This is a genomic window from Candidatus Amarolinea dominans, assembly GCF_016704685.1.
GTDB lineage: Bacteria > Chloroflexota > Anaerolineae > SSC4 > Amarolineaceae > Amarolinea > Amarolinea dominans.
The window spans coordinates 1-24,043 of the sequence record NZ_JADIZS010000047.1 but is presented as its reverse complement, the minus strand read 5'-3'; the positions used below and the strand labels follow the sequence as shown (position 1 = coordinate 24,043).

Annotated in this window: 22 protein-coding genes and 1 pseudogene; 17 read left to right on the top strand and 6 right to left on the bottom strand. The window is 65.7% G+C overall.

Translation table 11 applies throughout. The features are described from left to right. Positions 1-135 precede the first annotated feature (135 nt). The 5 genes from IPF85_RS22115 to IPF85_RS22095 all read left to right on the top strand — a co-directional run bounded on the left by IPF85_RS22115 (position 136) and on the right by IPF85_RS22095 (position 1,982). Positions 136-393, top strand: coding sequence for a hypothetical protein (locus IPF85_RS22115; RefSeq protein WP_343410219.1), 258 nt, complete (start codon positions 136-138; stop codon positions 391-393). Positions 394-420: 27 nt separating this feature from the next. Beyond that, positions 421-717 carry a type II toxin-antitoxin system PemK/MazF family toxin gene (locus tag IPF85_RS22110; RefSeq protein WP_343410218.1) on the top strand — a complete coding sequence of 99 codons (297 nt, stop codon included), beginning with the start codon at positions 421-423 and terminating at the stop codon, positions 715-717. Between the two features lie 219 nt (positions 718-936). Then, on the top strand, positions 937-1,188 hold the full coding sequence (locus IPF85_RS22105; RefSeq protein WP_343410217.1) for a hypothetical protein: 252 nt from the start codon (positions 937-939) through the stop codon (positions 1,186-1,188). Further along, positions 1,185-1,589: a PIN domain-containing protein gene (locus IPF85_RS22100; protein WP_343410216.1), complete on the top strand. Its 405-nt coding sequence runs from the start codon at positions 1,185-1,187 to the stop codon at positions 1,587-1,589. The genes IPF85_RS22105 and IPF85_RS22100 overlap by 4 nt, the downstream gene beginning before the upstream one ends. A gap of 21 nt (positions 1,590-1,610) precedes the next feature. Next, complete coding sequence (locus tag IPF85_RS22095) at positions 1,611-1,982, top strand: hypothetical protein (RefSeq protein ID WP_343410215.1); 372 nt, start codon at positions 1,611-1,613, stop codon at positions 1,980-1,982. On the opposite strand, the gene IPF85_RS22090 is transcribed toward IPF85_RS22095, so the two are convergent. After that, complete coding sequence (locus IPF85_RS22090) at positions 1,918-2,217, bottom strand: hypothetical protein (protein WP_343410214.1); 300 nt, start codon at positions 2,215-2,217, stop codon at positions 1,918-1,920. The two genes, IPF85_RS22095 and IPF85_RS22090, sit on opposite strands and share 65 nt — an antisense overlap. A 124-nt stretch (positions 2,218-2,341) precedes the next feature. Between IPF85_RS22090 and IPF85_RS22085 the strand changes: the two genes are divergently transcribed. From IPF85_RS22085 to IPF85_RS22030, 12 genes and pseudogenes are all read left to right on the top strand, one after another. Beyond that, complete coding sequence (locus IPF85_RS22085; RefSeq protein ID WP_343410213.1) at positions 2,342-2,527, top strand: hypothetical protein; 186 nt, start codon at positions 2,342-2,344, stop codon at positions 2,525-2,527. Beyond that, positions 2,481-3,329 (top strand): chorismate mutase, encoded by an 849-nt coding sequence (aroH, locus tag IPF85_RS22080; protein ID WP_343410212.1) that lies wholly within the window; start codon positions 2,481-2,483, stop codon positions 3,327-3,329. The genes IPF85_RS22085 and aroH overlap by 47 nt, the downstream gene beginning before the upstream one ends. Then, a pseudogene (gene pheA, locus IPF85_RS22075) lies at positions 3,260-4,126 on the top strand (prephenate dehydratase); the annotation flags it as partial. The gene aroH and the pseudogene pheA, both read left to right, overlap by 70 nt. A 131-nt stretch (positions 4,127-4,257) precedes the next feature. After that, entirely contained in the window at positions 4,258-5,232 is a 975-nt protein-coding gene (aroF, locus tag IPF85_RS22070; RefSeq protein WP_343410211.1) for a 3-deoxy-7-phosphoheptulonate synthase, read from the top strand. Between the two features lie 73 nt (positions 5,233-5,305). Next, positions 5,306-6,319, top strand: a complete 1,014-nt coding sequence (gene aroF, locus IPF85_RS22065; RefSeq protein ID WP_343410210.1) for a 3-deoxy-7-phosphoheptulonate synthase — start codon at positions 5,306-5,308, stop codon at positions 6,317-6,319. 331 nt (positions 6,320-6,650) lie between these two features. Then, complete coding sequence (locus IPF85_RS22060) at positions 6,651-7,679, top strand: hypothetical protein (RefSeq protein ID WP_343410209.1); 1,029 nt, start codon at positions 6,651-6,653, stop codon at positions 7,677-7,679. A gap of 50 nt (positions 7,680-7,729) precedes the next feature. Continuing rightward, a complete protein-coding gene (locus IPF85_RS22055) occupies positions 7,730-9,427 on the top strand; it encodes a hypothetical protein (protein ID WP_343410208.1) in 1,698 nt (565 codons plus the stop codon). Further along, positions 9,340-10,413, top strand: a complete 1,074-nt coding sequence (locus IPF85_RS22050; RefSeq protein ID WP_343410207.1) for a hypothetical protein — start codon at positions 9,340-9,342, stop codon at positions 10,411-10,413. Before IPF85_RS22055 ends, IPF85_RS22050 begins: the two co-directional genes overlap by 88 nt. A gap of 22 nt (positions 10,414-10,435) precedes the next feature. After that, positions 10,436-11,353 (top strand): prephenate dehydrogenase, encoded by a 918-nt coding sequence (locus IPF85_RS22045; RefSeq protein WP_343410206.1) that lies wholly within the window; start codon positions 10,436-10,438, stop codon positions 11,351-11,353. A 48-nt stretch (positions 11,354-11,401) separates the two neighbouring features. Continuing rightward, a complete protein-coding gene (gene aroA / locus IPF85_RS22040) occupies positions 11,402-12,703 on the top strand; it encodes a 3-phosphoshikimate 1-carboxyvinyltransferase (protein WP_343410205.1) in 1,302 nt (433 codons plus the stop codon). Continuing rightward, on the top strand, positions 12,703-13,635 hold the full coding sequence (locus tag IPF85_RS22035; protein ID WP_343410204.1) for a shikimate dehydrogenase: 933 nt from the start codon (positions 12,703-12,705) through the stop codon (positions 13,633-13,635). The genes aroA and IPF85_RS22035 overlap by 1 nt, the downstream gene beginning before the upstream one ends. A gap of 109 nt (positions 13,636-13,744) precedes the next feature. Beyond that, entirely contained in the window at positions 13,745-14,371 is a 627-nt protein-coding gene (locus IPF85_RS22030) for a hypothetical protein (protein ID WP_343410203.1), read from the top strand. A 71-nt stretch (positions 14,372-14,442) separates the two neighbouring features. Here the strand turns inward: IPF85_RS22030 and IPF85_RS22025 are convergent, their stop codons facing one another. From IPF85_RS22025 to IPF85_RS22005, 5 genes are all read right to left on the bottom strand, one after another. Next, positions 14,443-17,640 carry a hypothetical protein gene (locus tag IPF85_RS22025; protein ID WP_343410202.1) on the bottom strand — a complete coding sequence of 1,066 codons (3,198 nt, stop codon included), beginning with the start codon at positions 17,638-17,640 and terminating at the stop codon, positions 14,443-14,445. A 63-nt stretch (positions 17,641-17,703) separates the two neighbouring features. Further along, positions 17,704-17,868 (bottom strand): hypothetical protein, encoded by a 165-nt coding sequence (locus IPF85_RS22020; RefSeq protein ID WP_343410201.1) that lies wholly within the window; start codon positions 17,866-17,868, stop codon positions 17,704-17,706. 272 nt (positions 17,869-18,140) lie between these two features. Beyond that, positions 18,141-22,451, bottom strand: a complete 4,311-nt coding sequence (locus IPF85_RS22015; RefSeq protein WP_343410200.1) for a response regulator — start codon at positions 22,449-22,451, stop codon at positions 18,141-18,143. Between the two features lie 8 nt (positions 22,452-22,459). Next, positions 22,460-22,675 carry a hypothetical protein gene (locus IPF85_RS22010; RefSeq protein WP_343410199.1) on the bottom strand — a complete coding sequence of 72 codons (216 nt, stop codon included), beginning with the start codon at positions 22,673-22,675 and terminating at the stop codon, positions 22,460-22,462. Between the two features lie 16 nt (positions 22,676-22,691). Continuing rightward, positions 22,692-24,043 (bottom strand): acetate--CoA ligase family protein (locus tag IPF85_RS22005; RefSeq protein ID WP_343410198.1); only part of this gene is annotated, 1,352 nt, incomplete at its 5' end.

Here is a 24,043-nt window from a genome sequence, read left to right as displayed (position 1 = left end):
AGGCGCAGCGCCCGGCCATCGAATCGGTTTGCGGCGACCTGCCTTCTGGGGTACAATTCGACTGAAAGCAGCAGAGGGAATGGAAGAAGTGGCGCAGAGCAAAGGTTGTCAAGAGCAAAACAGAGAGGGGATACCATGAACGGAACAACCGCAGGATACGCTCGTCTGACTGTGAGCGTGCCGCTTGAGTTGAAGCAACGTGTCCAGTTGATCTGTACTCGGCGTCGCCTGTCCATGGACGAGTATCTGATGGAGGCGTTGGAAGAGCGCCTGGCGAACGATCTGACCCTGTCCGATGACGACGGCAGTTGGTTGACTCTGACGGCGCGCGCCGATCCGGTATTGGCCGAACTATGGAGCAACGAGAAAGATGCTGCCTATGATCGCCTGTGAACAAGGCGATGTCGTCCTGTCGCCTTTATGTTCAGCGACGAACGCGGAGGCAAACGTCGCCCGGCGGTCGTTCTCAGCACGGGTGATTATCACCGCAAACGGCAGGAAGCAATCATTGCCGCAATCACCAGCAACGTAGACCGGGCGCTCTTGGGCGATCATCTCATCGCTGGTTGGCGCGAGGCTGGCCTGCTCTGGCCTTCGACAGCCACAGGAATCATCCGCACCGTCAAACAGTCCATGATCGAACGTCGGCTCGGCAGGATGCTTGCGGCGGACATGGAAGCTATCCGCGGCCAATGGCGCCGTATGCTGGCGTTGTAGCCGACTGATTCGTAGGAACATTCCATCCAACGGCGACCTGCGCCAGCGGCAATACCCAACATCCACCCATCGAGAGAGCGCATCCCGTGATGCGCTCTCTCTTTCTCGAACCCTGGCATGACCTGCAGGCGCAGCGCCCGGCCATCGAATCGGTTTGCGGCGACCTGCCTTCTGGGGTACAATTCGGGTGCAAGCAGCGGAAGGAGTCGAGACAAAAATATGACAACTCAAACGATCAGCTTGAAGCACCAGCTTCTGGCGTTGCTGGAGTCATTTCCTGAAGATACACTGCGTGAAGTGGTCACGTTTGTCGAGTTCCTGAACTTCAGGCGCCAGACACAGACTCACGTGCAGACGCCGTATGTTCCGATTACCCTGGGTGGGCTGTGGCAAGGTATTACGCTGCAAGATGAAGATGTGGCTGCCGTACGACGCGAAATGTGGCAAAATTTCGGAGAACGCGGCCTATGAGCCAATTTGTGACAGATACGCATGCCTTGCATTGGCATGTGACCAATGATGCGAGACTCTCTCAAAGAGCGCATCGAGTTTTCCAAGAAACAGACCAGGGACTGCACCAAATACTGATTCCAAGCATCATTCTTGTGGAGCTTGTATATCTGGCCGAAAAAGATCGCCTGCCCTATGCGCTTGTGAATCAGGTCTTCAGTCTACTTGAGACGATAGGTGGTAGCTATGCAATAGCGGCACTCGACGAGAAAATTGCGGCGACGTTGCGTAAGGTTGATCGCAGTCTTGTACCCGACATGCCAGATCGCATTATCACCGCCACGGCTCTTCAATTCAATCTACCGCTCATTTCTCGTGATGCTAGAATTCGGCAGGCAGGGATCGTCTCTACCATCTGGTAGCTCATAGACGCTACCAAAGAATTGGAAACGATCGCTGTGGTTTACGAGGCCGCCGGTCTCGGCCAAACACCTGCATCGGTCCAGGCGATCATCGGCGGCGTGGCTGTGCGGCTGGGCCAGTTGCCGATGGAAGATATCCGCCTGGTGGCGCAAATGGTGGCTCGGTTGCAACAGCAGCGACAGGCCGCCGCATCGCATCGCCTGTCGCCGGCCGAGATCGTAACCGAAGCCCGACGCCGGGCCGCCCTGTTGAGCGACGTGCCGCGAGCGGAGATCGCCGCCCGGTTCGAGGCGCTGGCAGAGGAGACCCACGAGCAGGCAAGCGACTTCACTCATAGCTTGCGCGTCGTTCCGCGACGATCATCTCGCTGGCTGGCAGACCGCCAGCCTTGATCGGCGTGCGGCGAACACGAGTCTTGCGTTGTGCGGATGGCGTCGGTAGGGTGACGATGCCCGTCGAAGCGAGGGCGTCCAGGACATGCTGCTTGGCATGGGGATAAGTGATTTCTGCTTTCCTGATCGCAGCAAGCTGGCGAAGCCCCAGTTCGATGATCTCAGGCAAGCGATCCTGGAGCGGCATGATCTGTCGGGCCAACTCATTGGGCAACTGCAGCGGTATCGTGACCATCTTTCACCTCTTGACGGAGTATAGCAAGAGGCATGGAGACCGTCAAATCGGGTGAAAGCAGCCCAACTTTGACAATTCCCCGCGGCTGTGCTAACATGCCCGCAGTCGTGACCCAACAGGCAAGATGATGAACAAGATCGCACGTTCGCTCGATTTGGATCAACGCCCCGCCCACGCCGCTGCTCAGCGCACCGCGGCGGCCTTCGTGCGTCTGCCCAACCCACGCTCGTTCGACTGGCGTGGGTTTTATTTTGCTTATTTTTATGGCGCCTACCAGCGCCAGATTGACGGTGCCCACGCATCAGGGTGATGACAAGGACGTTCAAACCCAACCGACCAGGAAGGCCGAGAAGCGTGGCGCACAAGCCCACGCTTCTTTTTTGCCCAACAGGCAACGGCCTCAGGGAGATGAGTCTGTGACAATCGTCTGCCGAGGCGTCCGCGGCGCGACAACCGTGGACAGCAATACCCGTGAAGAAGTCCTGCGCCGCACGCGCGAAATGCTGGCGCTGATGATCCGGCTCAATGGCATCCACCCCGATGAGGTGGCCGCGGCGCTGTTCACCACCACCACCGATGTCAACAGCGAGTTCCCGGCTTTTGCCGCCCGCCAGTTGGGCTGGCTGAACGCCGCGCTGATGTGCGGACATGAGATGGCGGTGCCCGGCGCGCTGGGCATGTGCATCCGTGTGCTGGTCTTTTGGAACACGGACCGCGCCGCGGCCGATCTGCACCATGTCTATGTGCGCGGCGCACGCCACCTGCGCCCGGACAAAGCTGCCCTGCCGCCGGTGAACTGGGACAGCCTCAATGACTGGATCGAGCGCCAGATGCAGAGCTGGCGCGAACGACGCCAGGCGCAGAACCAGGCCCTGCTGCCGCCTCGCCGCGCCCGCGCCGGTCGCAACCGCTATGATTTATGTCAACTCAGAGGATTCAGCGCCCATGAAAATAGCAGACAACCAAGCATTGAACCCCGCTCAGGCCCCGGCCACCGCGGCCGAGCCAGGCGCCGGTCACGCGACGGCGAGCGCCTTCCGCGGCATTTCAGGGCGAGCATGGTGCGTATTCGGAGCAAGCCGGCCAGCAGCACTTCGACGAGCCGGTGCTGACCCTGCCCTGCCACACCTTCGAGGAGATCTTTGGACTGGTGGAAAAGGGCGGCGCGGACTTTGGTGTGGCGCCGGTGGAGAACTCGGTGGCCGGCTCGATCAACAAGACCTACGATCTGCTGCTGGAGCGGGACTTGACCGTGGTGGGCGAGATTCTGCTGCGCGTGCGCCACAACCTGCTGGCCCTGCCCGGCACCGGCATGGCCGACATCCAGCAGGTGCGCTCGCACCCGCAGGCGCTGGCGCAGTGCGAGCGTTACCTGAACCAACACGGCTGGCGCGCGATCCCCTGGTATGACACGGCCGGCAGCGCCAAAGAACTGGCGCAGCATCCAGAGCCGGGCGTGGCGGTGATTGCCAGCGCGCTAGCCGGCCGCACCTACGGGTTGACCGTCCTGGAAGAGGGCATCGAGGACATGCTCTGGAACTTCACGCGCTTCTTCGTGGTGGCGCAGCGGGGCGCGGCCATGCCGGCTCGCATCGCTGGCGATGAGCCGCACAAGACCTCGCTGGTCTTTGCGACACCGCACACGCCGGGCGCGCTGCACGGCTGCCTGGGTGAATTTGCCAGCCGCGGCATCAACCTGGCCAAGCTGGAAAGCCGGCCGCGGCGCAATCGCCCCTGGCACTACGTCTTCTACCTCGATTTCGAAGGCGACTGGCGCCAGCCCGCCTGCCAGGAAGCGCTCGTCGCCCTCCTGGCCCGCGCCGCGTTCGTCAAACTGCTCGGCAGCTACCCGGCCGCGCGTATGCCCGAAATGGGCGAAGCCAGCCAGGACGCGCTGTTGCAGATCTGAAAGTACAAAGTGCAAAGTGCAAAGTACAAAGTAGCAGAGGGTCGCGTGCGATGCGGCGTAGACGCATCGAAAATCGAAGAACGGTTAGTGTCACCCGGTTTTCGCAAAATCGAAAATCGAAAGGAGTATTTATGATCGTAGTCATGAAGCCAGGGGCAACGGCGGGGGAGATTGGGGCGGTGATCGCCAGGGTGCAGGAGTTGGGCCTGACGCCGCATCCGATATATGGCGAGGAGCACACGGTGGTGGCGGTCGTGGGTAACGAGCGCAAAATTGACAAGGAAATTTTCGAGGTGATGCCCGGCGTCGAAAAGACGATGGTGGTCATGCACCCCTTCAAGCTCGCCAGCCGCACTTCGAAGCCGGAAGATACCGTGATCGCGCTCAATGGCGTCAAGATCGGCGGCAAGAGGTTGGTCATCATGGCCGGGCCGTGTTCGGTTGAAAGCCGCAGCCAGGTGCTGGAAACGGCCTGGGCGGTCAAGGAGGCCGGCGCGACTATTCTACGCGGCGGCGCGTTCAAGCCGCGCAGCTCGCCCTACAGCTTCCAGGGCTTGGGCCTCAAGGGTCTGGAATACCTGGCGGAGGCGCGGGAGGCGACCGGGCTGTACATCGTGACCGAGGTGATGACGCCCGAAGCGGTGCCGATGGTGGCCGAATACGCAGATATTTTGCAGATCGGCGCGCGCAACATGCAAAACTACGGCCTGCTGCACGCGGTGGGCAGAATCCAACGCCCGGTGCTGCTCAAGCGCGGGCTGATGTCCACCATCGAGGAGCTGCTGATGTCGGCCGAGTACATCCTGAGCAACGGCAACTACCGCGTGATGCTGTGCGAACGCGGCATCCGCACCTTCGAGACCTACACGCGCAACACGTTCGATCTGAACGCGGTGCCCGTCATCAAGCAGCTCAGCCATCTGCCGGTCATCGCCGATCCCAGTCACGCCACCGGCAAGTCGGAGTTGGTGATCCCGATGGCGCGGGCGGCCATTGCGGCCGGCGCGGATGGTCTCATCCTGGAAGTCCATCCCGCCCCGGAAACAGCCCTGTCGGACGGCGCGCAGAGTCTCAGGCCGGAGAAATTCGCCGGGGAGGCCGGCTGAAGCCGCCGATGAATTCGGAAAGGCGGCACCGCCACGCACGCCGTTCCGATCTGTAAATTAGAGGAAAATCATCATGATCATTGTTATGAGACCGGCCGCTTCTGAGGCCGAAATCCGCACGGTGGTTGGGCGCGTGGAGCGCATGGGCTACAAGGTCCACCTGAGTCAGGGCGAGGCGCGCACGGTGATCGGCGTGGTGGGCGAAAAACCGATCGTGGACCGTGAGCAGTTCGATATGATGGAAGGCGTGGAACGGACGGTGCGCATCTTACAGCCGTTCAAGCTGGCCGGCCGCGAGTTTCATGCGGCCGATACGGTGATTGACGTCAGCGGCGTCAAGATTGGCGGCAATCAGATCATCCTCATGGCCGGGCCGTGCTCGGTGGAAAGCCGCACGCAACTGCTGGAAACGGCCTGGGCGGTCAAGGAGGCGGGCGCGCATATTCTGCGCGGCGGCGCGTTCAAGCCGCGCAGTTCGCCCTACAGCTTTCAGGGCATGGGCGAGGAGGGGTTGCAAATCCTGGCCGAGGCGCGTGAGCAGACCGGCCTGCCTATCGTCACCGAGGTCATGGCGCCGGAGCAGGTGGCGCTGGTGGCTGAATACAGCGACATCTTGCAGATCGGCGCGCGCAACATGCAGAACTACGCGCTGCTGCACGCGGTGGGACGCAGCAATCGCCCGGTCTTTCTGAAGCGCGGCATGATGTCCACCATCGAAGAATGGCTGATGTCGGCCGAGTATGTGCTGAGCAACGGCAACTACCAGGTCATGCTGTGCGAACGCGGCATCCGCACCTTCGAACGCTACACGCGCAACACCCTGGACATCAACGCCATCCCGGTGCTCAAGCAGCTCAGCCATCTGCCGGTGATTGGCGACCCCAGCCACGGCACGGGCAAATGGGACCTGGTGGCGGCTACGGCCAAAGCCTGCGTCGCGGCCGGCGCGGACGGCCTGATGATCGAGGTGCATCCAAACCCGGCCGAGGCCCTGTCGGACGGCGCGCAGAGCTTGAAACCGGAGAAGTTCGCCCAATTGGTCAGGGAATTGAAAGCCGTGGCCGCGGCCGTGGGCCGCGCCCTGTAGCCGCTGAGGTATCTTCTCAATTTGTAGGGGCGCACCCTTGCGGTCGCCCACGCGGGCAGGCGCAAGGCCATGCCCCTACCCCGGATTATTGAAAAGTGGACGCGAGGCTGGTCGGCGCAGGCCGACCTGGCGGCGGAACGCCCCTTCGCCCCGAATTCATTCGGCGGGCTTCGCCCCGAATTCATTCGGCGGCGCTGATTTACAGGCCATGCAAAAAAGGCGCTTTTCTGGCTCTTGTGGTAGAATAGAGTTCATTCTGTGCATAAACTCTAATAACCGCTGTGAAATTAACGCAGCCAGCCATGCTGCATCTTGATGAGCGAACTATTTCATGACACCAGAACCTGATATTGACCTGGAGCACTCCTGTCCCTTCGTGGGCACTGACTTCGATCGAACCGTCCATTTCGGCTATCCGACGCATGAGAATCTCTGCTTTGCCCTGACGCGCGCCGAAGGGATCGAAATCGAGCATCAGGACACCTTTTGCCTGACGCGTGAGCACGTGCGCTGTCCACTCTATGTCAAGGCTGCGCCTTCGAGGACACGGGCCGCGGTCCTGGCCGAAGCGGACGACGCCGACGAACCTGCGGCGCTCACCGCGCTGCGCTATGTGCTGCTGGGCGCGGTCGTGGTCGGCCTGGCCCTGGCCCTGGTCTGGTTTTGGCCGCAGATTCGCAGCCTGATCGAGCCTGCACGCGTGGTGATTGCCGAACGCGCCACCGCGACGCTGCCAGCCTCCACGGCAGAGGTCACTGCCACCGATTTCGTCCTGCAGGCCGTTGATGGCACGCCCATGCCCACGTCGCCGCCGTTCACAGCCACGAATACCCCCACCTCCACAGCGCCGCCGCCCACGTTCACCCCAACCGCGACTGCGACTGCGACTGCGTCACCGCCGCCGACCGCCACACCCACGCTGACGCCGCGCCCGCGCGCCACCAATACGCCGGTGCGCGCCACGCCCACCCGGCGCCCCACGGCCGCGCCGGCGACGATTGACAAAGCGCCCGTGTTGATCGCGCCGGCCAACAACCTCGTGACGAACGGCGAAGTCACCTTTGCCTGGAATTGGGCCGGCCCACCGCTGGCCGCCAACCAGGGCTTCGAGATACGGGTCTGGCGCGAGGGTCAGCCGGATCACTACGGCGCCAGCTCGCCGGTCACGACCAACAGCACCACCGTTGGCCTGGCCGGGTCCTATGGCGTGCAGCAGGGCGGCAGTGGCCGCTATTTCTGGACTGTGGCGGTCGTGCAGTTGAACCCCTACCGCCGCATTGGGCCGGAAGCCTCGGCACGCGTGCTCATGGTCGAACTGCCGGGCGGCGGCCCCACACCGGCGCCAACCCTGCCACCCTGAGAACTGGGCGCACGCCCTGATCGAAACATCGCCACAAGGAGTCTTTGAACATGCGTCTTGACGGACTGCGGCTGCGCCCGCACGCTTTTTGGATCGCGCTCTTGGTGGGCACAATCGCCGTCTCCTGTCTTCTCGCCTGGTCTGGCCCCGTTGCCGCCAACCCAGTGGCCGACATCAGCGGCTGGGCCAGCGTCACCGCCCTGCCCGAAGCCCTGGACAGCACGGCCGCGGTGGCCCTGGGCGATTGGCTGTACGTCATGGGCGGACGCAACAGCGCAGGTAACGCCCTGAGCACGGTGCGGCGCGCCCGCATCAATGCCAACGGTACGCTCGGCGCCTGGCAGACCACCACCCCGCTGCCCGTGGCCCTCTACAGCCACAACGCCACGGTAGCCAACAATCGCATCTATGTGGCGGCCGGCTACGGCGCCAACTACGAACGCGCGGTCTACATGACCACCGCGGCCGCGGATGGCTCATTGGCGCCCTGGCAAAGCCTGACCCCGCTGCCCGACGGACAGCAGCGCGTGACCCATGCGCTGGCAGCGGTGGGCAATCAGCTTTTCGTCATCGGCGGCTACTTCCAGAACCCACTGGCGTCGGTCTGGCGGGCGAACATTCAGGCCAACGGCAGTCTCGGCGCGTGGACCGCCGCGCCCGCCCTGCCGACCCCCCTCTACCGCCTGAGCGCAGTGGTGTTCGACAACGCGCTCTGGGTCAGCGGCGGCCGGCCCACCACAGCCACGGTCTCGCGCCAGGTCTACCGCGCACGGCTGCAGAACGACGGCAGCCTGGCCCCCTGGGAGAACCTGGGCGCAGCCCTGGCCGAAGGCCGCGCCGACCATGCCAGCGTGGCCGATCAGGGCCGTCTCTTCATTGTCGGCGGCACCGACGGCGCGGCCATCGAATCAACCGTCTTCGTCTTCGGCCTGGGCAGCAGCCTGACGCCGCTCCCGCCTGGCGCCTCACTGCCGGTTCCCCGTGCGCGCATGGCGATAGCCGCCAGCCAGGGCCATGACATCTACATCATCGGTGGCTGGAACGGATCAGCGCCCAGCGCCACCGTCTTCCAGGCGCGGGTTCAGCCGCCCACCCCCACGCCGACGGCCACACCGACACGCACGCCAACCGGTACGCGCACGCCGACCGCAACCCCCACGGTCACCCGCACCCCCACGCTCACGCCCACCTTGACGCCCACGCCGACCGCGACGGCCACGCCCACGGCCACCTTCACCGCCACGCCGACCGCCACCGTCACCCCAACGCCTGACCTGACCCTGCGCCTGACCGGCAGCCGCAGCGGGTCAATCAGTTGGGGCGACGAGATCACCTACACCATCGAGTACCAGGTGGGCGACGTGCCGGTGGAAAACGTTATCATCAGCAACACCCTGCCGATACTGCCCGCCGGCGCCTGGGAAATCGTTGACTTGGGCGGCGGCGAATTGATCGGCAACGCGGTGCATTGGAATCTATCCGCGCTGGCCGCGCAGCAAACGGGCAGTGTCAGCTACCGCATCCGCCTGCCAGCCGCGCCCCCCACCGCCACTCCCACCGACACGCCGACTATTACGCCCACGGCCACCGATACGACCACCCCGGTAGACACCGCCACGCCCACCAACACGCCCGCGGTCACCGCCACCCCCACGGCTAGTTGGACACCCACGCCGACCGCTCCGTTCACAGCAACGCCCACGCCAGCCGCCCGCCCCCCCGCCACGCAACGCCCACGCCAACGTTAGCCGTCACCCCAACGTCTACGCCGACCAGCGTGACCGGGGTCGCGCAGTTCAGAGGTCGTCTCATTCAGCCCGGCGGCGGCAGCGTGCCCGGCTTTGCCTTTGTGCAACTTTGGGCCTCCGCCGATCCCAACCTGCTCGGCGCCTTCCTGGGCAACACTCAGAGCGACGGCAGCGGCTTTTTTGCCCTGCAAACCAGTGATCTGTCCTGGGCGGCCTATCATCTCTATCTCGCGCCCCAAGACCCCAATCAATACCAGTTCAATGTGGCGCTGGCTGGGCCGGGCGGCGTCAGCGTGAGCAATCGCTGGATCCGCTTCGCGAGTCCAGGCAGCGGCATCTTCGCTGACAACCTGTTCATCGTGACCTACCTGGCAACCTCGACGCCGACCGCGACGCCGCTGCCAACGGCCACGCCGACCGACACGCCGCTGCCAACGGCCACACCGACCGACACCCCGCTGCCAACGGCCACGCCGACCGATACCCCGCTGCCAACGGCCACGCCGACCGATACCCCGCTGGCAACGGCCACGCCGACCGATACCCCGCTGGCAACGGTCACACCGACCGATACCCCGCTGCCAACGGCCACGCCGACCGATACCCCGCTGCCAACGGCCACGCCGACCGATACACCGCTGGCAACGGCCACGCCGACCGATACACCGCTGCCCACGGCCACGCCGACCGACACGCCGCTGCCAACGGCCACGCCGACCGACACGGCGCTGGTGACCAGCACGCCGACCGCTACCCCGACATCAACGCCGACCTCCTTTGCCACGCCCGTTCGGCGTGGGGCGTTGAGTGCGGCGCTGACCGCGGGCAGTCGCTCGCCGCGGCTCCAGGATGGCTGTCATGACAGCCTGGTGCTGGTCAATGTGGGCGCGCAGGCCAGTTGGACGGCCAATGGGGCAACGGCAACGACCCAGAGCCATCAATGGTTGAACGGCTGCCTGCTCTTTGCGCCGATCATCCCCCGTTGAAGACATCAACACGGCGGAAGCCATGGCTGACACGCCTGTCATAGAGAACGCAACGACTTTTCGCCGCCGATCGGTCGCCATCGTGGGCCTGGGCCTGATGGGCGGCTCCCTGGCGCTGGCCCTCAAGGCTGCAGGGCACCAGGGCCGCCTCATCGGCATTGCCCGGCGGCCGCAGACGCTGCACACGGCGCAGGCGCTCGGCGCCATTGATGACGCCGACAGCGATCTGTCAGCGGTTAGTGCGGCCGACCTGGTGATTCTGGCGACGCCGGTGCGCACCTTGCTGCGCCAGATCCCCGAGGTGACCCAGCACATGCAGCCGGGCGCGCTGCTGCTTGACCTGGGCAGCACTAAGCAAACGGTGTGCGCGGCGCTGGCGCTGACGCCGCCGGCGTTACAAGTGCTGGGCGGTCATCCGATGTGCGGCAAAGAAACGTCGGGACTGGAAGTGGCCGAGGCGACGCTGTATCAAGACAAGACCTTTGTGCTGTGCCCGCTGTCCCGCACCAGCCCGACCAGCCTGGCGACCGGCCTGGCGTTGATCGAAGCGCTGGGCGCGCGACCCCTCGTCATGGAGCCGGCCCGCCATGATCGCCTGGTGGCGACCATCAGCCATCTGCCTTATCTGTTGGCCGCCGCCCTGGTGAACCTGACCAGCCAGGTGGGCGCAGACGATGCCGAGGTATGGCAGGTGGCCGCCAGCGGTTTTCGGGACACCTCCCGCCTGGCCGGCAGCGACCCGGCCATGATGTTGGACATCTTGTTGACCAATCGGCCAGCCGTGCGCGCCGCGCTGGCAGCCTTCCGCCAGGAGCTGGAGCAACTGGACGCCTGGCTGGCCGACGACGACGAAACGGCCCTGCTGCACCGGCTGCAAGCGGCGCAGGCGCAGCGTCTCGCCTTTGCTCGGGGCCAGGTTGTGAGTGGGGGACAGGTTTAACGCAGGGACGCAAAGTGGACTGAGAATTCAAGGATGGGAAGGTCACACATGAACAGTTTGACCGTGCAGCGGTCGGAAGCGCTGATCGGGCAGGTGCGAGTACCCGGCGACAAATCCATTTCACATCGGGCCGTCCTGTTCGGCTCCCTGGCCGATGGCGTCAGCCGGGTGCGTGGCTTTCCGCGCGGGGGCGACTGCCTGGCGACCCTGGAGTGTGTGCGCCGTCTCGGCATCGAGATCGAAGAGGCCGGCGCGGACGAGCTGCTGATTCATGGCCGCGGGCTGCACGGCTGGCAGGAGCCATCCCTGCCGCTCGATTGCGTCACCTCCGGCACGACCATGCGCCTGTTGGCCGGGCTGGTGGCCGGCGCGGGCATCTTCGCGGTGCTCAGCGGCGGGCCGCAGCTCAGCCGGCGCCCGATGGGACGCGTGGCCGAACCGCTGCGCAAGATGGGCGCGATCGTGCTGGGTCGCCAACGCGGCACGCTGCCGCCGCTGGCGATTCAGGGCGGCAACCTGCGCGGTATTGACTACCGGCTGCCGATCGCCAGCGCCCAGGTCAAATCGGCGATCCTGCTGGCCGGCCTCTTCACACACGACCTGACGGTGGTGGTCGAACCTGGTCCCAGCCGCGATCACACCGAGCGCATGTTGCGCGCCATGGGCGCACCGGTGCATACCCTGGGCGCCAAAATCACCAGCGAAGCGCCCACAACGCCCTTGCAGCCGCTGGATCTGCGCGTGCCGGCCGACATGTCTTCGGCCGCGTTTCTGCTGACGGCTGCCGTCCTGGTGCCAGGATCAGTCATCACCCTGGAGGATGTGGTGCTCAACCCCACCCGCCGCGGGTTGTTCGACATCCTGCGCCGCATGGGCGCGGACCTGCGTATCAGCGAAGAGACGGAGGTCTGCGGCGAGCCGGTGGGGCACATCACCGCACGGCCTGGCCCGCTGACGGCAACCACCGTGGCGGGAGAAATGGTGGTGCGCGCCATTGACGAACTACCGGTGCTGGCGGTGGCCGCAACCCAGGCGCATGGCATCACCACCGTGCGCAACGCCGAAGAATTGCGCGTCAAGGAGACCGACCGCATCAGCACGGTGGTGGCCGAGCTGCGCAAGCTGGGCGCACACATCGAGGCGCAGCCTGACGGCTTCATCGTCGAAGGGCCGACCCCGCTGCGCGGCGCCGTGGTGGATTCGCACGGCGATCACCGCCTGGCCATGGCCCTGTGCGTTGCCGGGCTGCTGGCGCACGGTGAAACCACCATCATGGACACGGAATGCATGGCCGATTCGTTTCCTGGCTTCGAGCGCCTGCTGGTCAAGCTGGGCGCCGAGGTGAGCTGATGGAGACGGCGGGCCGGAAGCGCCTGGGACTCCTGGGCTGGCCTGTGGCCCATTCGCTCAGCCCGGCCATGCACAACGCCGCCCTGGCCGCCTTGGGCCTGCCCTGGACCTACGAACTGCTGCCGACGCCGCCCGCTGACCTGGCGGCCGCCGTGCGCAGGCTGCGAACCGAGGGCTTCATCGGCGCCAACGTCACCGTGCCGCACAAGCAGGCGGTGCTGGCCCTGGTAGATGACCTGACGCCGGCGGCGCGGGCGATGGGCGCGGTCAACACCCTCTTTTGGGCCACGCCGGCGCTGCAAGGGGAAAACAAGGCTATTGGCACCGACGACGGGCCGATGGTAGAATACGGAGAGATGCGTGTCTCACGCCTGTTGGGAGACAACACCGACGGCAGCGGTTTCATCGCCGATTTGCTGGCGCACGGGGTCCAAGTGATCGGGCAGCAGGTGTTGGTAATTGGCGGAGGTGGCGCGGCGCGGGCCGTGGTCTTTGCCCTTGTGGCGGCCGGCGCAGCCGTGACCATCGTCAACCGCACGCTGGCGCACGCCGAAACCATTGCCGCAATCGTCACTTATCATTACCCGGCGGCGTCTGTATCCTGTGCGCGCTTCCCCGAGGCCCTGGCCCCCGCGGCCGCGGGCGCGGGGCTGATCGTCAACACCACCTCGGTGGGCATGTGGCCGGATGAGGATGCGATGCCCTGGGATCAGGCCTTGGCGCTGCGGCCTGACCAGATCGTGTATGACCTGGTTTACAGACCCCGCCTGACCACCTTCCTGCGCCATGCCCAGGTGGGCGGCGCACGCGTGATTGACGGTCTGGGCATGCTGGTGCAGCAGGGCGCCGCCGCCCTCACCCGCTGGACTGGCAGGCCGGCCCCGGTGGCTGTCATGCGTGCCGCGGCCGAAGCAGCCCTGGCGCAACATTGAGCGCCAGTCGAATGCGCTCATCACGGGCGGGGATCAGCCAGTCGGCGCAGGCCGACTTGGCAATGGTTGCAGCGGTTTCAACCGCCGGTATAGTTGTGAAAGGAATCCTATGAACACACCCGTGGATCAGGTCGGTTTGGCCCCCTACTGGCTCCTTTGCGCCATTGCCGCCGGCGCAATGATGCTGGCCGATTACTGGCTGACCCTGTGGGCGGCGCAGCCGGCGCTGCGGGCCGGCGCTGTGTACGAACTCAACCCCTGGCTGCGGTCGGCCGTGACCAATCAACGTTGGTTTTATGGGCCGTTCATGGCCGCGGCGCTGGGTGTCATCGTCATGTTGGGACTGATCGGCAGCATGGTGCGCGGCGCGGAAGATGCCTTCCTCTTTTATGCCCTCAGCAGCGGCATCATCGTGACGCGGCTGCACCTGGTGATCTTGCATCTGCTCAACCGCCTGCGCCCGGCCCGGCGCGCAGATTCGCCCCTGCGCGTGCTAACCGTATCCGCGGCCCTGCTCAAACTAGCCAAACAGCAAACGGCGCTGACTGTGCTGTGGACCCTGGGCGTCCGTTTCAACCGCTTGCCCTGGCTGCAGCCCTGGCTGGTAGGCGCGGCCGCCGGCTTCATGCTCATGGCCGCCATGTCGCTGTTCTGGCATGAAATCGAACTGCGCCGCCTGCGCCGCACCTACTCCGCCAGCGCCCCGTTGCCCATCAAGAACAATTCCCGCCCGTAAAAACGACTCCTCCGCGCCCTTGCGTTGAATTCGTCAACGCCAAGACCCAAAGGGCGTCCTTGCCCCGCGCTTCACCGTGAGAGCGAGATGCGATCCACCTCGATCACATCCGCGCCGCCGGGCTGAATGTGCAGCCGCGGCAAGCCTGCCCGCTCAGGATCGTATAGCCCGGTCATGAGGCGATAGACCCCTGGCGCCAAATCAGCCGGCAGATCAAGATCATAGGTCGTGACGGCCACCTCGCCCGGCAGCCACGCGCGGGTGGGACGGTCGCCCGGCGCCAGATTGACCTGGCTGCGCATCTGCCCATCCTCATCCCACAACTGCACGAAACTGCCCAGATCGGTCGCCGGAGAGATCAGCGCCTGCCAGGCCAGGGTGACGCGCCAGGTCTGCCCCGGTCGGTCAGGCCGCGGGGCCAGATTGGCGCCCAGCAGGCGCAGCACGCCGTCGAAGTCCGCGCCGATGGTGATCTCCAGCGGCGGCGGATCGAAGCGCCGCGTGCTGCTCAGCACGGTCAACGGTAAGATGGCCGCGACGCCGGCCGGCGTCCCATCCGCCCCGCTCAGCGCCAGGTGCAGGTTCCAGGCGCCGGCCGTGGCGCTGATGGGCAGCGACGGCGCGGCCAGGGTCAACACCTGCGCCTGCGCCGGCCAGGCAGACGGCGCCCAGTCAGACGCCAGGGCCAGGATTGGGCCGGGCAGCGCAGTTCCGTCCGCGGCCTGCCATTCCAGGTGCAGGCGATAATCGGCCGCGGGCGCCATCTCCCCCACCTGCCACCAGAGCGCCAGCGCCAGGCGAGATCCAGGCTCCGCGGCCGCCGGCGCCAGCCAGCCGCGGCTGAGGGTCAGGTCAGGCGCCAGGCGCTGCGCCGCGGGCAGGGTCACAGCAGCGGCCGGCGCGGGCGGGCCGGCCAGTCCTTGCCTGACCAGCGCCGGTATCTGCACAGCGGTCAGGCGCACCCCGGCGCCCTGCGAAACGCCACGAGCGTCCAGCGCCTCCAGGCTGGCGGGCTGACCCTCGGCATAGACGCGCAAGCGCACGTCGTAGACGCCAGCCGGTGTACCCGCCCACATCTGTAGGGGCACGACGGCAAATACCGGTGCGCCTGGCCGCCAGCGGTTGGTGGGGAAATCGTACACTGACAGGCGCCGGTCGGCTATTTGCCCCCACACCTGGCCCTGGTCATCCACGATCTCCGCGGCCAGCTTGAGGTCCGCGCTGAGCGGCTGCAGGGCCTGCCATTCCAGGCGCAGCGTCGAAGTCGGCACGCCGGCCGCCGCGGGCTGGCTCCACCCCAGCAGCTTCACCTGGCCGCCAAAGGTCAGATCGCTGGGCACGGTCAGCGGCGGCGCGGCGCTGAACACCGCGTCCGGCGGCAGGGAAAAATGGCGCAGGCCGATCTGCGCGAACTGAGCCGCGACCGGCAGCTCGGTCCCCGCCCGCGTCAGTTGATCGGCCACAAAGCCAACCGGATCCACCACGTTGTCCTGCCAGCTAACCAGCCAGGCCCCCGACCGCCCGGCGACCTGCGCCTGTAACGTCGTTGCCGCGTCGTAACCAAGCACCTGGTTCACATCCAGCACATCGAAGGACGGCAGGCGCAGCGGCGGCCGCGACGGCGCATAGTAATTCCAGACCGGAAAGGCATGACCGCTCACCAGAATGATGATTTCACTATCTTGACTATGCGAAACTGCATAGTGAGCCGCGCCGCGCCAATCGGCTTTGGCGAAAGCGGGGTCGGAGAACCAGTTGTTTACGGATTGGATGGAGAGCAGCAGCGCCAGGCCAAGCAGAAGCCCCGCCAACGGCCGGCCGCGCCCGCTGCGCCAGGTCCACAAACCGCTCAGCCCGCTGCCCAACAGCAGGTAGAACGCGGGCGTCACCAGCATGAGGTAGCGGGGATTGAATTTGGGTGTGCGCCAGGCGGTGAGCAGAGTGAGGAACACCGGCAGCAGCAGATAGAGGAGCAAAAAGAGGATGAGAGCCAGGCCGGCGCGGCGGCGATCTGCGACCTGGCGCAGGAGCAAGACCAGGCCGAGCAGCGCCGCAGCCAGGATAAGGCCCCACGCGGGCAGCCAGGCAACCGCGGTCGTTTCCAGCATCATCTCCGGCGCGCCCAGGGTGAGGGCGATGGCGAGATGGCGTAGGGCTTCACCGATCTTCAGCGGGCCTTGCCAGTAGCTGGCGTCTACCTGGTAGCGGTTGAGCAGGAAGGGGAGCCAGGGGATGTAGAGCAGTAGAACGGCAACGGTCGCCAGCCCAGCCTCAAGCAGGCGTTGGCGCCAATCGGCAGCAGAGCGCAGCCAAAGCGCCAGCAGATAGAAAATTCCCAGGGCCAGGAGGAGAAAAAGGGCGAAGTAGTGGGTGTAGAGCGCGGCCGCGGCGGTGAGCACGGCCGTCAGCCACAACCAACGCCGCGCGTGCGCAGCGCCGGTCATGAGCAGCCGCAGCAGGAGGTAGGCGATCAGAACGCCCAAGCCGGTGAGCAGGGTGTAGTTGCGCGCCTCTTGCGCGTAGTAAAGCCAGGGCGGCGAAAGAACGGTCAGGAGGAGCAGCGCGAATGAATTCGGGGCGCCGCCCCCCGGCCCCCCCCCGCCCCCCCGGGCCCCCCCCGGCCCCCCCCGGGGCCCGCCCCCCCCCCCCCCCCCCCCCCCCCCCCCCCCCCCGCCCCCCCCCCCCCCCCCCCCAGGACCCCCCCCCCCCCCCAATGGATTCGGGACGAGACGCCCGCCGAATGAATTCGGGGCGAATGGGCGTTCCGCCGCAAGGTCGGCCTGCGCCGACCGGCGCCGCGTCCGCGCAGCGCCGCCGAATGAATTCGGGGCGAACGGGCGTTCCGCCGCAAGGTCGGCCTGCGCCGACCCACGCCGCGTCCGCGCAGGTGGACGCCTGGCGGTACGCCCTTTAGGTGCGATTTCAATCGCCTGGCCCGAGGCAAACCGCCAGAGGCGGCGCTGCAGGGCCAGGAGCAGGGGGAGGGTGAGCAGGCCGGCGGCCACGGAGGGGAAGCGCAGGGCCCATTCGCTGGCGCCGGCCAGCCGCGTCCAACCGGCGACCAGGACGTAGTAGAGCGGCGGCTGGATGTCGTCGGCGGTCCAGCGCGCCAGATCGGCCAGATTGCGCTGGCTGATGGCCGCGGTCACGCCTTCATCGTACCAGAGGCTGGGGCCGGCCAGGCGGTGAAGGCGCAGCGCCAGGGCCAGCAAGAGGAGAAGCAGCACAGGCCACAGACGGCGAGCGGGATGGATCGGGTGTGTTGGCATGATGGGAATTGTAACGCAGGAGCGGTGAGCGTCCAAACCGGCGGCGCCGCGGAGGCCGGCTCGCTAACTTGCGGCGGGGGTGGTGTAGCTGACCAGTTGTTCCTGCAGGCGTTGAACCCGGCGCTCCAGGCCGCCCGGCTCCTCCAGCGGCTCGCCGCGGGCCGCGGCCAGGGTCAATTGCGCTGAGCAGGCGGCAGAAGCCGATGCCGCGGCTGATGGCCCAGTCAATGATGCCGCCGCAGAGTGCGCCCGATTGGGAGAGGAACGCGATGTGGCCGCGGGGCGGCATGTCTTTGACGAAGGTGGTGTTGAGCATTGGAGCGCAAAGGCGCCAGGACGCAGCGGCCTCGATCAAGCCAGTTTACGCAAGGGGGCCGGTCCTCGATGCCATCGAGCCAGCGGAGCAGAAACGATGATGCAAAAGAACAGAGCCGGTCGGGGGTGACCGGCTCCGCAGGCGCTGGGTTGATCGCCCCAACGCTGACTTCGACGCTGTGTCGCTAACAGATCACACTCTCGACAGTGTGAAGCGTATCTGGTCCGCTCAGCACGTCGTACGCAGTATCAGCGCCATTGCCCCCCTTGACCGTGTCCAGCGCGCCGTCGCCGCCGCAGCCGCCCCCCGCGTAGAGGATGTCGTTGCCCGCGTCTCCAGTGAGTACGTCCGCGCCGATCCCGCCATCAAGGGTGTCATTGCCAACGTCGCCCAGCAGCGTGTCATTGCCCGCGCCGCCACTGAGAGTGTCGTTGCCGGCCTGTCCATAAAGGGTGTCATCGCCATCATTGCCATTCATAATGTCGTCGTTCGCCCCGCCTTCCGTGCCGCCATACAGGGTGTCATTGTCAGCGCCGCCGTTCATGGTGTCGCTGCCGGCCTTACCGTAGATGACATCGTCCCCGGCATCGCCATCGAGCAGGTCGTTGCCATTGCCGCCGTTGATCGTGTCCCGCACCCCGCCGGCCATCGTGTCGTTGCCGTTGCCGCCGCTCAGGATGTTGGCGTTGCCATCACCCACGATGACATCGTCGAAGGCGGAGCCATTGACAATCTCGATGGCGCCGAGTACGTCGCTGTTCCCATACCCGTCGTTGCTCGCCGCGCCCACACCCAGGTCGAGGACGATGCCGCCCACAGCAAACTGGTAATTGGCCGTGTCGGCGCTGTTGAAAATTCCCCCACTACTGCTAAAAGCACTGTTGTTAGAAATGGTGCTGTTGGTGATAGTCACTTCGGTACCGGATTGCATCTTGATGGCGCCGCCGTGAGCGTCGTAGGTTCCGTCAGCGATGTTGTCAGAGAGGGTACTGTTGGCAATATTCAAAATACCGCTCTGTACCCTAATGCCGCCGCCATCCCAATTGGTGGAAGGATGCCCATTCGAGATGGTGATGTTGTTGAGCGTCAGATTGGCGCCAGTGGACAAGTTGTTGAGCGTCAGATTGTCGGCAGTGTACAAATAGAAGATGCGGAACGCAGGTGTGTTCGCATCACTGCTGCGTTTGATGGTGGAACCATTGCCGTTGATGGTGATCTGGCTGGTGATAACGGGCAGGCCGTTGCCGCCCCTGTTGTTGGCGGAGTTGTCAATGGTATCCAGTATGTAGTTTGCACTGGAAGCCAGTTCGATGACGTCGGCCCCGCTGCCGGCGGTGCAGTCCGTCGAACCGGATTGGCTATCGTCGTTGGCATTAATGATGGCTTCCCGCAGGGAGCATTGGCCGTTGGTGTTTTGTTCGTATGCGGTGGTGGTAACGGTGATGGTGGCCTCGATGCCGTCGCAGACCGGCATGTGGATGTCCATCACGATCACGTCCGGGCGGGCGCTGCGGGCCAGGGCTTGGGCCTCCAGACCGTCATGAGCCATGCCCACCACGTGCAGGCCATAGGCGGTCAGCAGATTGTGGAGACCCTCCAAAAAGATGGGTTGGTCGTCCACCAGCAGCACCCGCAGGTCTTTGAGGGGGCCAGCCAGCTCCCCGATTCCTTCCCGCCCCACCGGGAAGCTGATTTCGATGGCCGTGCCCTCCCCCGGCCGGCTGCGGATTTGCAGGTCGCCGCCCAGGGCCGCGGCGCGCTCGGCCATGCCCGCCAAGCCGAAATGTCCCGCGTCCGCAGTGGACGGTCCCGCGGGCTGACCCAGGTCGGAGAGCGGCCGGGCCGTGTCGGGGAGAAGCGCCCGGGCGTCGAAGCCCCGCCCCGCGTCGGCGATGGTCACGCGCATCCGCGCCCCCTCCTGGCGGAAGCTGACCCGGGCCTGCTCCACGCCGCTGTGCCGCCGGACGTTGGTCAGGCTCTCCTGGATGATGCGCAGCAGGTGCAGCTCCTTGTCTGGCGGCAGCAGCAGACCGGGCTGGGGCGGCAGATCCAGCGTCACCTCCATCTGGTAGAGCTGGCGCAGACGGACGGTGTAGGCTTGCAGATTGCCCCAGAAGTCCTGGGGCGCCGCAGCCAGGCTGCTGCGCATGCCCAGGATGAACTCCCGGACCTGGTTGTGGCCTTCTTGGGCCACTTCGCCCAACTGTTCCAGGGCGAGGAGGCCGGCCTCTTCCTTGCCCGCGGCCAGGAGGGCGGCGGCGGTTTGGCTTTGCAGGCTGAGAAAGCCAAAGATCTGCCCCAGGTGGTCGTGGAGATCCCGGCCGATCTGCGCCCGCTCCTCCAGCACCGCGATCGAGCGCTGCTGGCTGAGCAGCCGGGCCTCGGTGATCATGCGCTCTGTGACGTCCCGGCTGAAGCGGGCATAGCCCAGCAGATGGCCGGCGCTGTCGTAGATGCCGGCGATGCGGGAGGCGATCTGGCGGAGGCCGTTGGGGCCGGCCAGCGCCATCACGTATTCGTGCGCGCCGTGGTTTTCCACCCGGCGCAGCCCCGCCTCGAAGCGGGCCGCGTCCCGCTCCTGGGCGCAGATGTGGGCGATGGGTTGGCCCAGGGCGTCGGCCTCACGGATGCCGTACATCGCCTCGGCCCGATGGTTGAAAAAGGTGATGCGCAGCTCCCGGTCGGTGGTAATGATGGCGTAGTCCGTGGCGCTGCGCAGGATGTTGTCGAGATAGGCACGGGCGTCGGCCAACGCGATCGTCCGCTCGGCCACCCGCCCATCCAGATCCCGGACCAGGGCGCGGAGTTCGCCGGTCATTTTGTTGAAGGATTCGGTCACATAGCCAAACTCGTCGCGCGCCAGCACTGGGATGGTCACATCCAACTGTCCGGCATCCACTTTTCGCAGGCCCACCAATAGATTGTCCAGCGGCCGCACCAGGACGGCGCGAAAATAGAAGGGGATGGTCAGAAGCAGCACGGCCGTGCTGAGCAGGATTACGTAGAAATAGGGTAGTAGAAAGGTGTGCAGGGTGCGGCGGAATTCGAGATGGAATGCTGCAGCCGCGCCGTCCGCGTTCCCGGCGTAGGGCAAATCCTGGGCAAGCTGAAAATAGGCCAGCCGGGTGTTGCCGTTCCCCGGCAGCGCGCCGAGCAGCCGATAGGAATGCCAGGGAACGCGCATGTCGAACGGGACAGGGTCGTCAAGGGCCACGAAGCTTGTCTCGAAGACGCCATCCGGGTAAAGGGTCAACTGCAGGGTATTTCGGTGCGTTTCAGTGCGGGATTCAGGCAGATTCAGCCAGGTGACGGTCGTTTTTTGGGGCGCGCGGTGAATGTAGAGACCCCCGACTTCGTTGGCGGCCGGCGGGTCCAGATCCAGCCCCAGCAGGAAAATGGCCGGGACGCGGCCGTATTGAAACAACGAATCTAGCAGGAATGCCTCCCGGCCAAAAGAGACGACTGAATTGCGCATGACATAGAATTCGGACCAATTCTTGCCGAAAAAGGGAAAGGCGAAGCCGATCGCCGCATGGTTGTATTCTTCGGGCAACGATTCATCCCACGCAGGCTCGAAGCGGTAGGCAACCCAGTTGGTGGTGTATCCGCCCCGCGCGTTCGGGCTAAAGCGCAGGGTCTTGCCCGTCAGGTCGCTGTTCGGATTGTGGTAGGATTGGGTGAAGGGTTGAGTGAGCAAATAGCCCATCGCTCCGGTGAGCGCCATCAGGCTCGCCAGAGAAACCGCCGCTAGTTTGACGATGAACGAGGTCTGCTCCGGCAGCGCCTGCAGGTAATAAAGGATGAAAATCAGCACGGTGGCCAGAATCCCCACTGAGATGAGCGCGAAAGCGACATATTCGGAAAAAGGGGCATTGTCTCGTAATAGACTGATCCCCATGATGAGAAGCAGGAGCAGCCCGATCAGTGCGGTGTTGCGCGCGCGCCGCGCCAGCGCCTCCCTGGGTTGCCAGAATTTGCGCCAATAAGGGGCCGGCCGGAGGTCGGCCAGGGCGACCTTGCGCAGCGCCACCCACGCGATCCAGACGATGAAGAAGATGAGCGTCCACCCCGGGCGATAGCGGATGGCGCCCTGTGCCAGCATGACGTAGCGGTAGATGGCAAATCCCAGCTCCCCCAACGGATAGAGCAGGGAGAGCCAGAAGGCCACACGCATCTCCCGCATCTCCGCGGGGAAGGCGGTCGGAAAGCGATAGGCGAATTGCAGCAGGCAGACCAGTCCGGCGGTCAGGAAGACGGTTTGCAGGGGCAAGACGAGCTGGCCGGCGTGGGGATAGAGGGTTTCCTCCAAGAAGATGCACAGGATGGCGCCCGCCATTCCCGCAAAGGCCCCCAGGAGAAAGCACATCGTCACCGCTTTTTCGCCATGCTGCCGGGCGCGGCGCAGCAGCAGTCCCAGGTAAGCGATCACAAAGCCGATGAAGATGAGCAGAGAGAAATCGCTGAGCGCAGTGGGGGTCAAGTAGAAAGGATGCATAGTTGCTCCTACAGGCGTTGAACCCGGCGCTCCAGGCCGCCCGGCTCCTCCAGCGGCTCGCCGCGGGCCGCGGCCAGGGTCAATTGCAGCGAGCGGATGAGCGCCTGGCCGATCAACGCCACGAAGTCGGCCAGGTCGCCGGCGTCTGCTCCTTCCAACGCCAGCAGGTAGTCGCCGCGGGCTTCGAGCTGGATGATGACCGGCGCGAAGCCGTGCTGCATCAAGATGAGGTTGGTAAGCTCAAGCCAGGATGATGCGCGCGTCCACGGCGATGGCGCCCTGACCGGCGGGCATGACCAGCAGCGGGTTGATGTCCAGTTCGCTGATCTGCGGATGATCCACGGCCATCTGCCCGACGCGCAGCAGGGCATCCACCAGCGCGGCGCGGTCGGCCGGCGGCTGACCGCGCAGGCCGTCGAGCAGGCGCGCGCCGCGTACCTCGGCGATCATCTCCTCGGCGTCCTGCTGCGTGAGGGGCGCCAGGCGAAAGCTGACGTCGGCCAGCGCTTCGACGTAGATGCCGCCCAGGCCGAACATGACGAGCGGGCCGAAGGTGGGGTCACGCTGCACGCCGATGATGACCTCCTGCCCGCCGATCAGCATTTTTTGGATGAGGACGCCGCGCACGTGCGCGCGGGGCTGGCTGGCGCGCGCGCGGGCGATGAGCGCCTCGAAGCCGGCGCGGGCGGCATCCGCGTCGCGCACGTCCAGGAGTACGCCGCCCACATCGGTCTTGTGCAGGATGTCTGGGCTGATCAGCTTGAGCGCCACCGGAAAACCGATCGCCTGCGCCATCTGCGCCGCCTCGTCGGTCGTAGTTGCCAGGCCGGTGGCCGCCACGGCCAGGCCATACGCGGCCAGCAGCGCTTCACTGGCGGCCGCATCGAGAACCTGCTGACCGCCCGCCGTCGCCGCCTGGAATGCCAGGCGTCGGAGGGCAGCCTCGTCGGCGGTGACTACGCGCAATCCGGTGGGTTGCGTTGCAGGTGGGCGCGCCAGCCAGGCCGCGCGTTGCCAAAGCACGCCGGCCGCGGACACGGTCTGGTCGGGGAAGACATAGGCCGGGATGTGTGCGGCGTGCGCGGCTCGATTGGCCGCGTCCAGGCTGGCAGCGCCCATCAGGCAGGCGAGCAGTGGCTTGCCCGGTTGCGCGGCGGCGGACGCGGCGATGGCCTCAACCACGGCCACGGCATCCACCAGGGCCTGCGGCACCAGGATCACGAGCACGCCATCGCAGTCCGGGTCGGCGAGCATCACCTCCAGGGCGCGGCGATAGTCTGCCGCCTCCGCGCCGCCGAGCAGATCCACCGGGCCGGCCACCTGGGCTTCGGGGCCAACGGCCTGGCGCAAGGCAAGCTGCGCGGCGGGGCCGGTGCGCGCCAGGTGCAGGCCCGCGGCTTCCAGTTCATCTGCGGCCAGCGCGGCCGGGCCGCCGGCGTTGGTGAGGATGGCAAAGCGGTTGCCGGCCGGGAGCGGTTGGTAAGTCAACGCCAGCGCACCATGGAACAGGGCTTGAATGGTGGGCGCCTCGATCACCCCGGTCTGCAGACAGGCGGCGTGAAAAGCCACATGCGCGCCTGCCAGCGCACCCG

Excerpts from the sequence above, each read along its gene's own strand:
- IPF85_RS22115 (WP_343410219.1), top strand. The coding sequence starts at position 136 with ATGAACGGAACAACCGCAGGATACGCTCGTCTGACTGTGAGCGTGCCG.
- IPF85_RS22110 (WP_343410218.1), top strand. The coding sequence starts at position 421 with ATGTTCAGCGACGAACGCGGAGGCAAACGTCGCCCGGCGGTCGTTCTC.
- IPF85_RS22105 (WP_343410217.1), top strand. The coding sequence starts at position 937 with ATGACAACTCAAACGATCAGCTTGAAGCACCAGCTTCTGGCGTTGCTG.
- IPF85_RS22100 (WP_343410216.1), top strand. The coding sequence starts at position 1,185 with ATGAGCCAATTTGTGACAGATACGCATGCCTTGCATTGGCATGTGACC.
- IPF85_RS22090 (WP_343410214.1), bottom strand. The coding sequence starts at position 2,217 with ATGGTCACGATACCGCTGCAGTTGCCCAATGAGTTGGCCCGACAGATC.
- IPF85_RS22085 (WP_343410213.1), top strand. The coding sequence starts at position 2,342 with ATGATGAACAAGATCGCACGTTCGCTCGATTTGGATCAACGCCCCGCC.
- aroH (WP_343410212.1), top strand. The coding sequence starts at position 2,481 with ATGGCGCCTACCAGCGCCAGATTGACGGTGCCCACGCATCAGGGTGAT.
- aroF (WP_343410211.1), top strand. The coding sequence starts at position 4,258 with ATGATCGTAGTCATGAAGCCAGGGGCAACGGCGGGGGAGATTGGGGCG.
- aroF (WP_343410210.1), top strand. The coding sequence starts at position 5,306 with ATGATCATTGTTATGAGACCGGCCGCTTCTGAGGCCGAAATCCGCACG.
- IPF85_RS22060 (WP_343410209.1), top strand. The coding sequence starts at position 6,651 with ATGACACCAGAACCTGATATTGACCTGGAGCACTCCTGTCCCTTCGTG.
- IPF85_RS22055 (WP_343410208.1), top strand. The coding sequence starts at position 7,730 with ATGCGTCTTGACGGACTGCGGCTGCGCCCGCACGCTTTTTGGATCGCG.
- IPF85_RS22045 (WP_343410206.1), top strand. The coding sequence starts at position 10,436 with ATGGCTGACACGCCTGTCATAGAGAACGCAACGACTTTTCGCCGCCGA.
- aroA (WP_343410205.1), top strand. The coding sequence starts at position 11,402 with ATGAACAGTTTGACCGTGCAGCGGTCGGAAGCGCTGATCGGGCAGGTG.
- IPF85_RS22035 (WP_343410204.1), top strand. The coding sequence starts at position 12,703 with ATGGAGACGGCGGGCCGGAAGCGCCTGGGACTCCTGGGCTGGCCTGTG.
- IPF85_RS22030 (WP_343410203.1), top strand. The coding sequence starts at position 13,745 with ATGAACACACCCGTGGATCAGGTCGGTTTGGCCCCCTACTGGCTCCTT.
- IPF85_RS22025 (WP_343410202.1), bottom strand. The coding sequence starts at position 17,640 with ATGCCAACACACCCGATCCATCCCGCTCGCCGTCTGTGGCCTGTGCTG.
- IPF85_RS22015 (WP_343410200.1), bottom strand. The coding sequence starts at position 22,451 with ATGCATCCTTTCTACTTGACCCCCACTGCGCTCAGCGATTTCTCTCTG.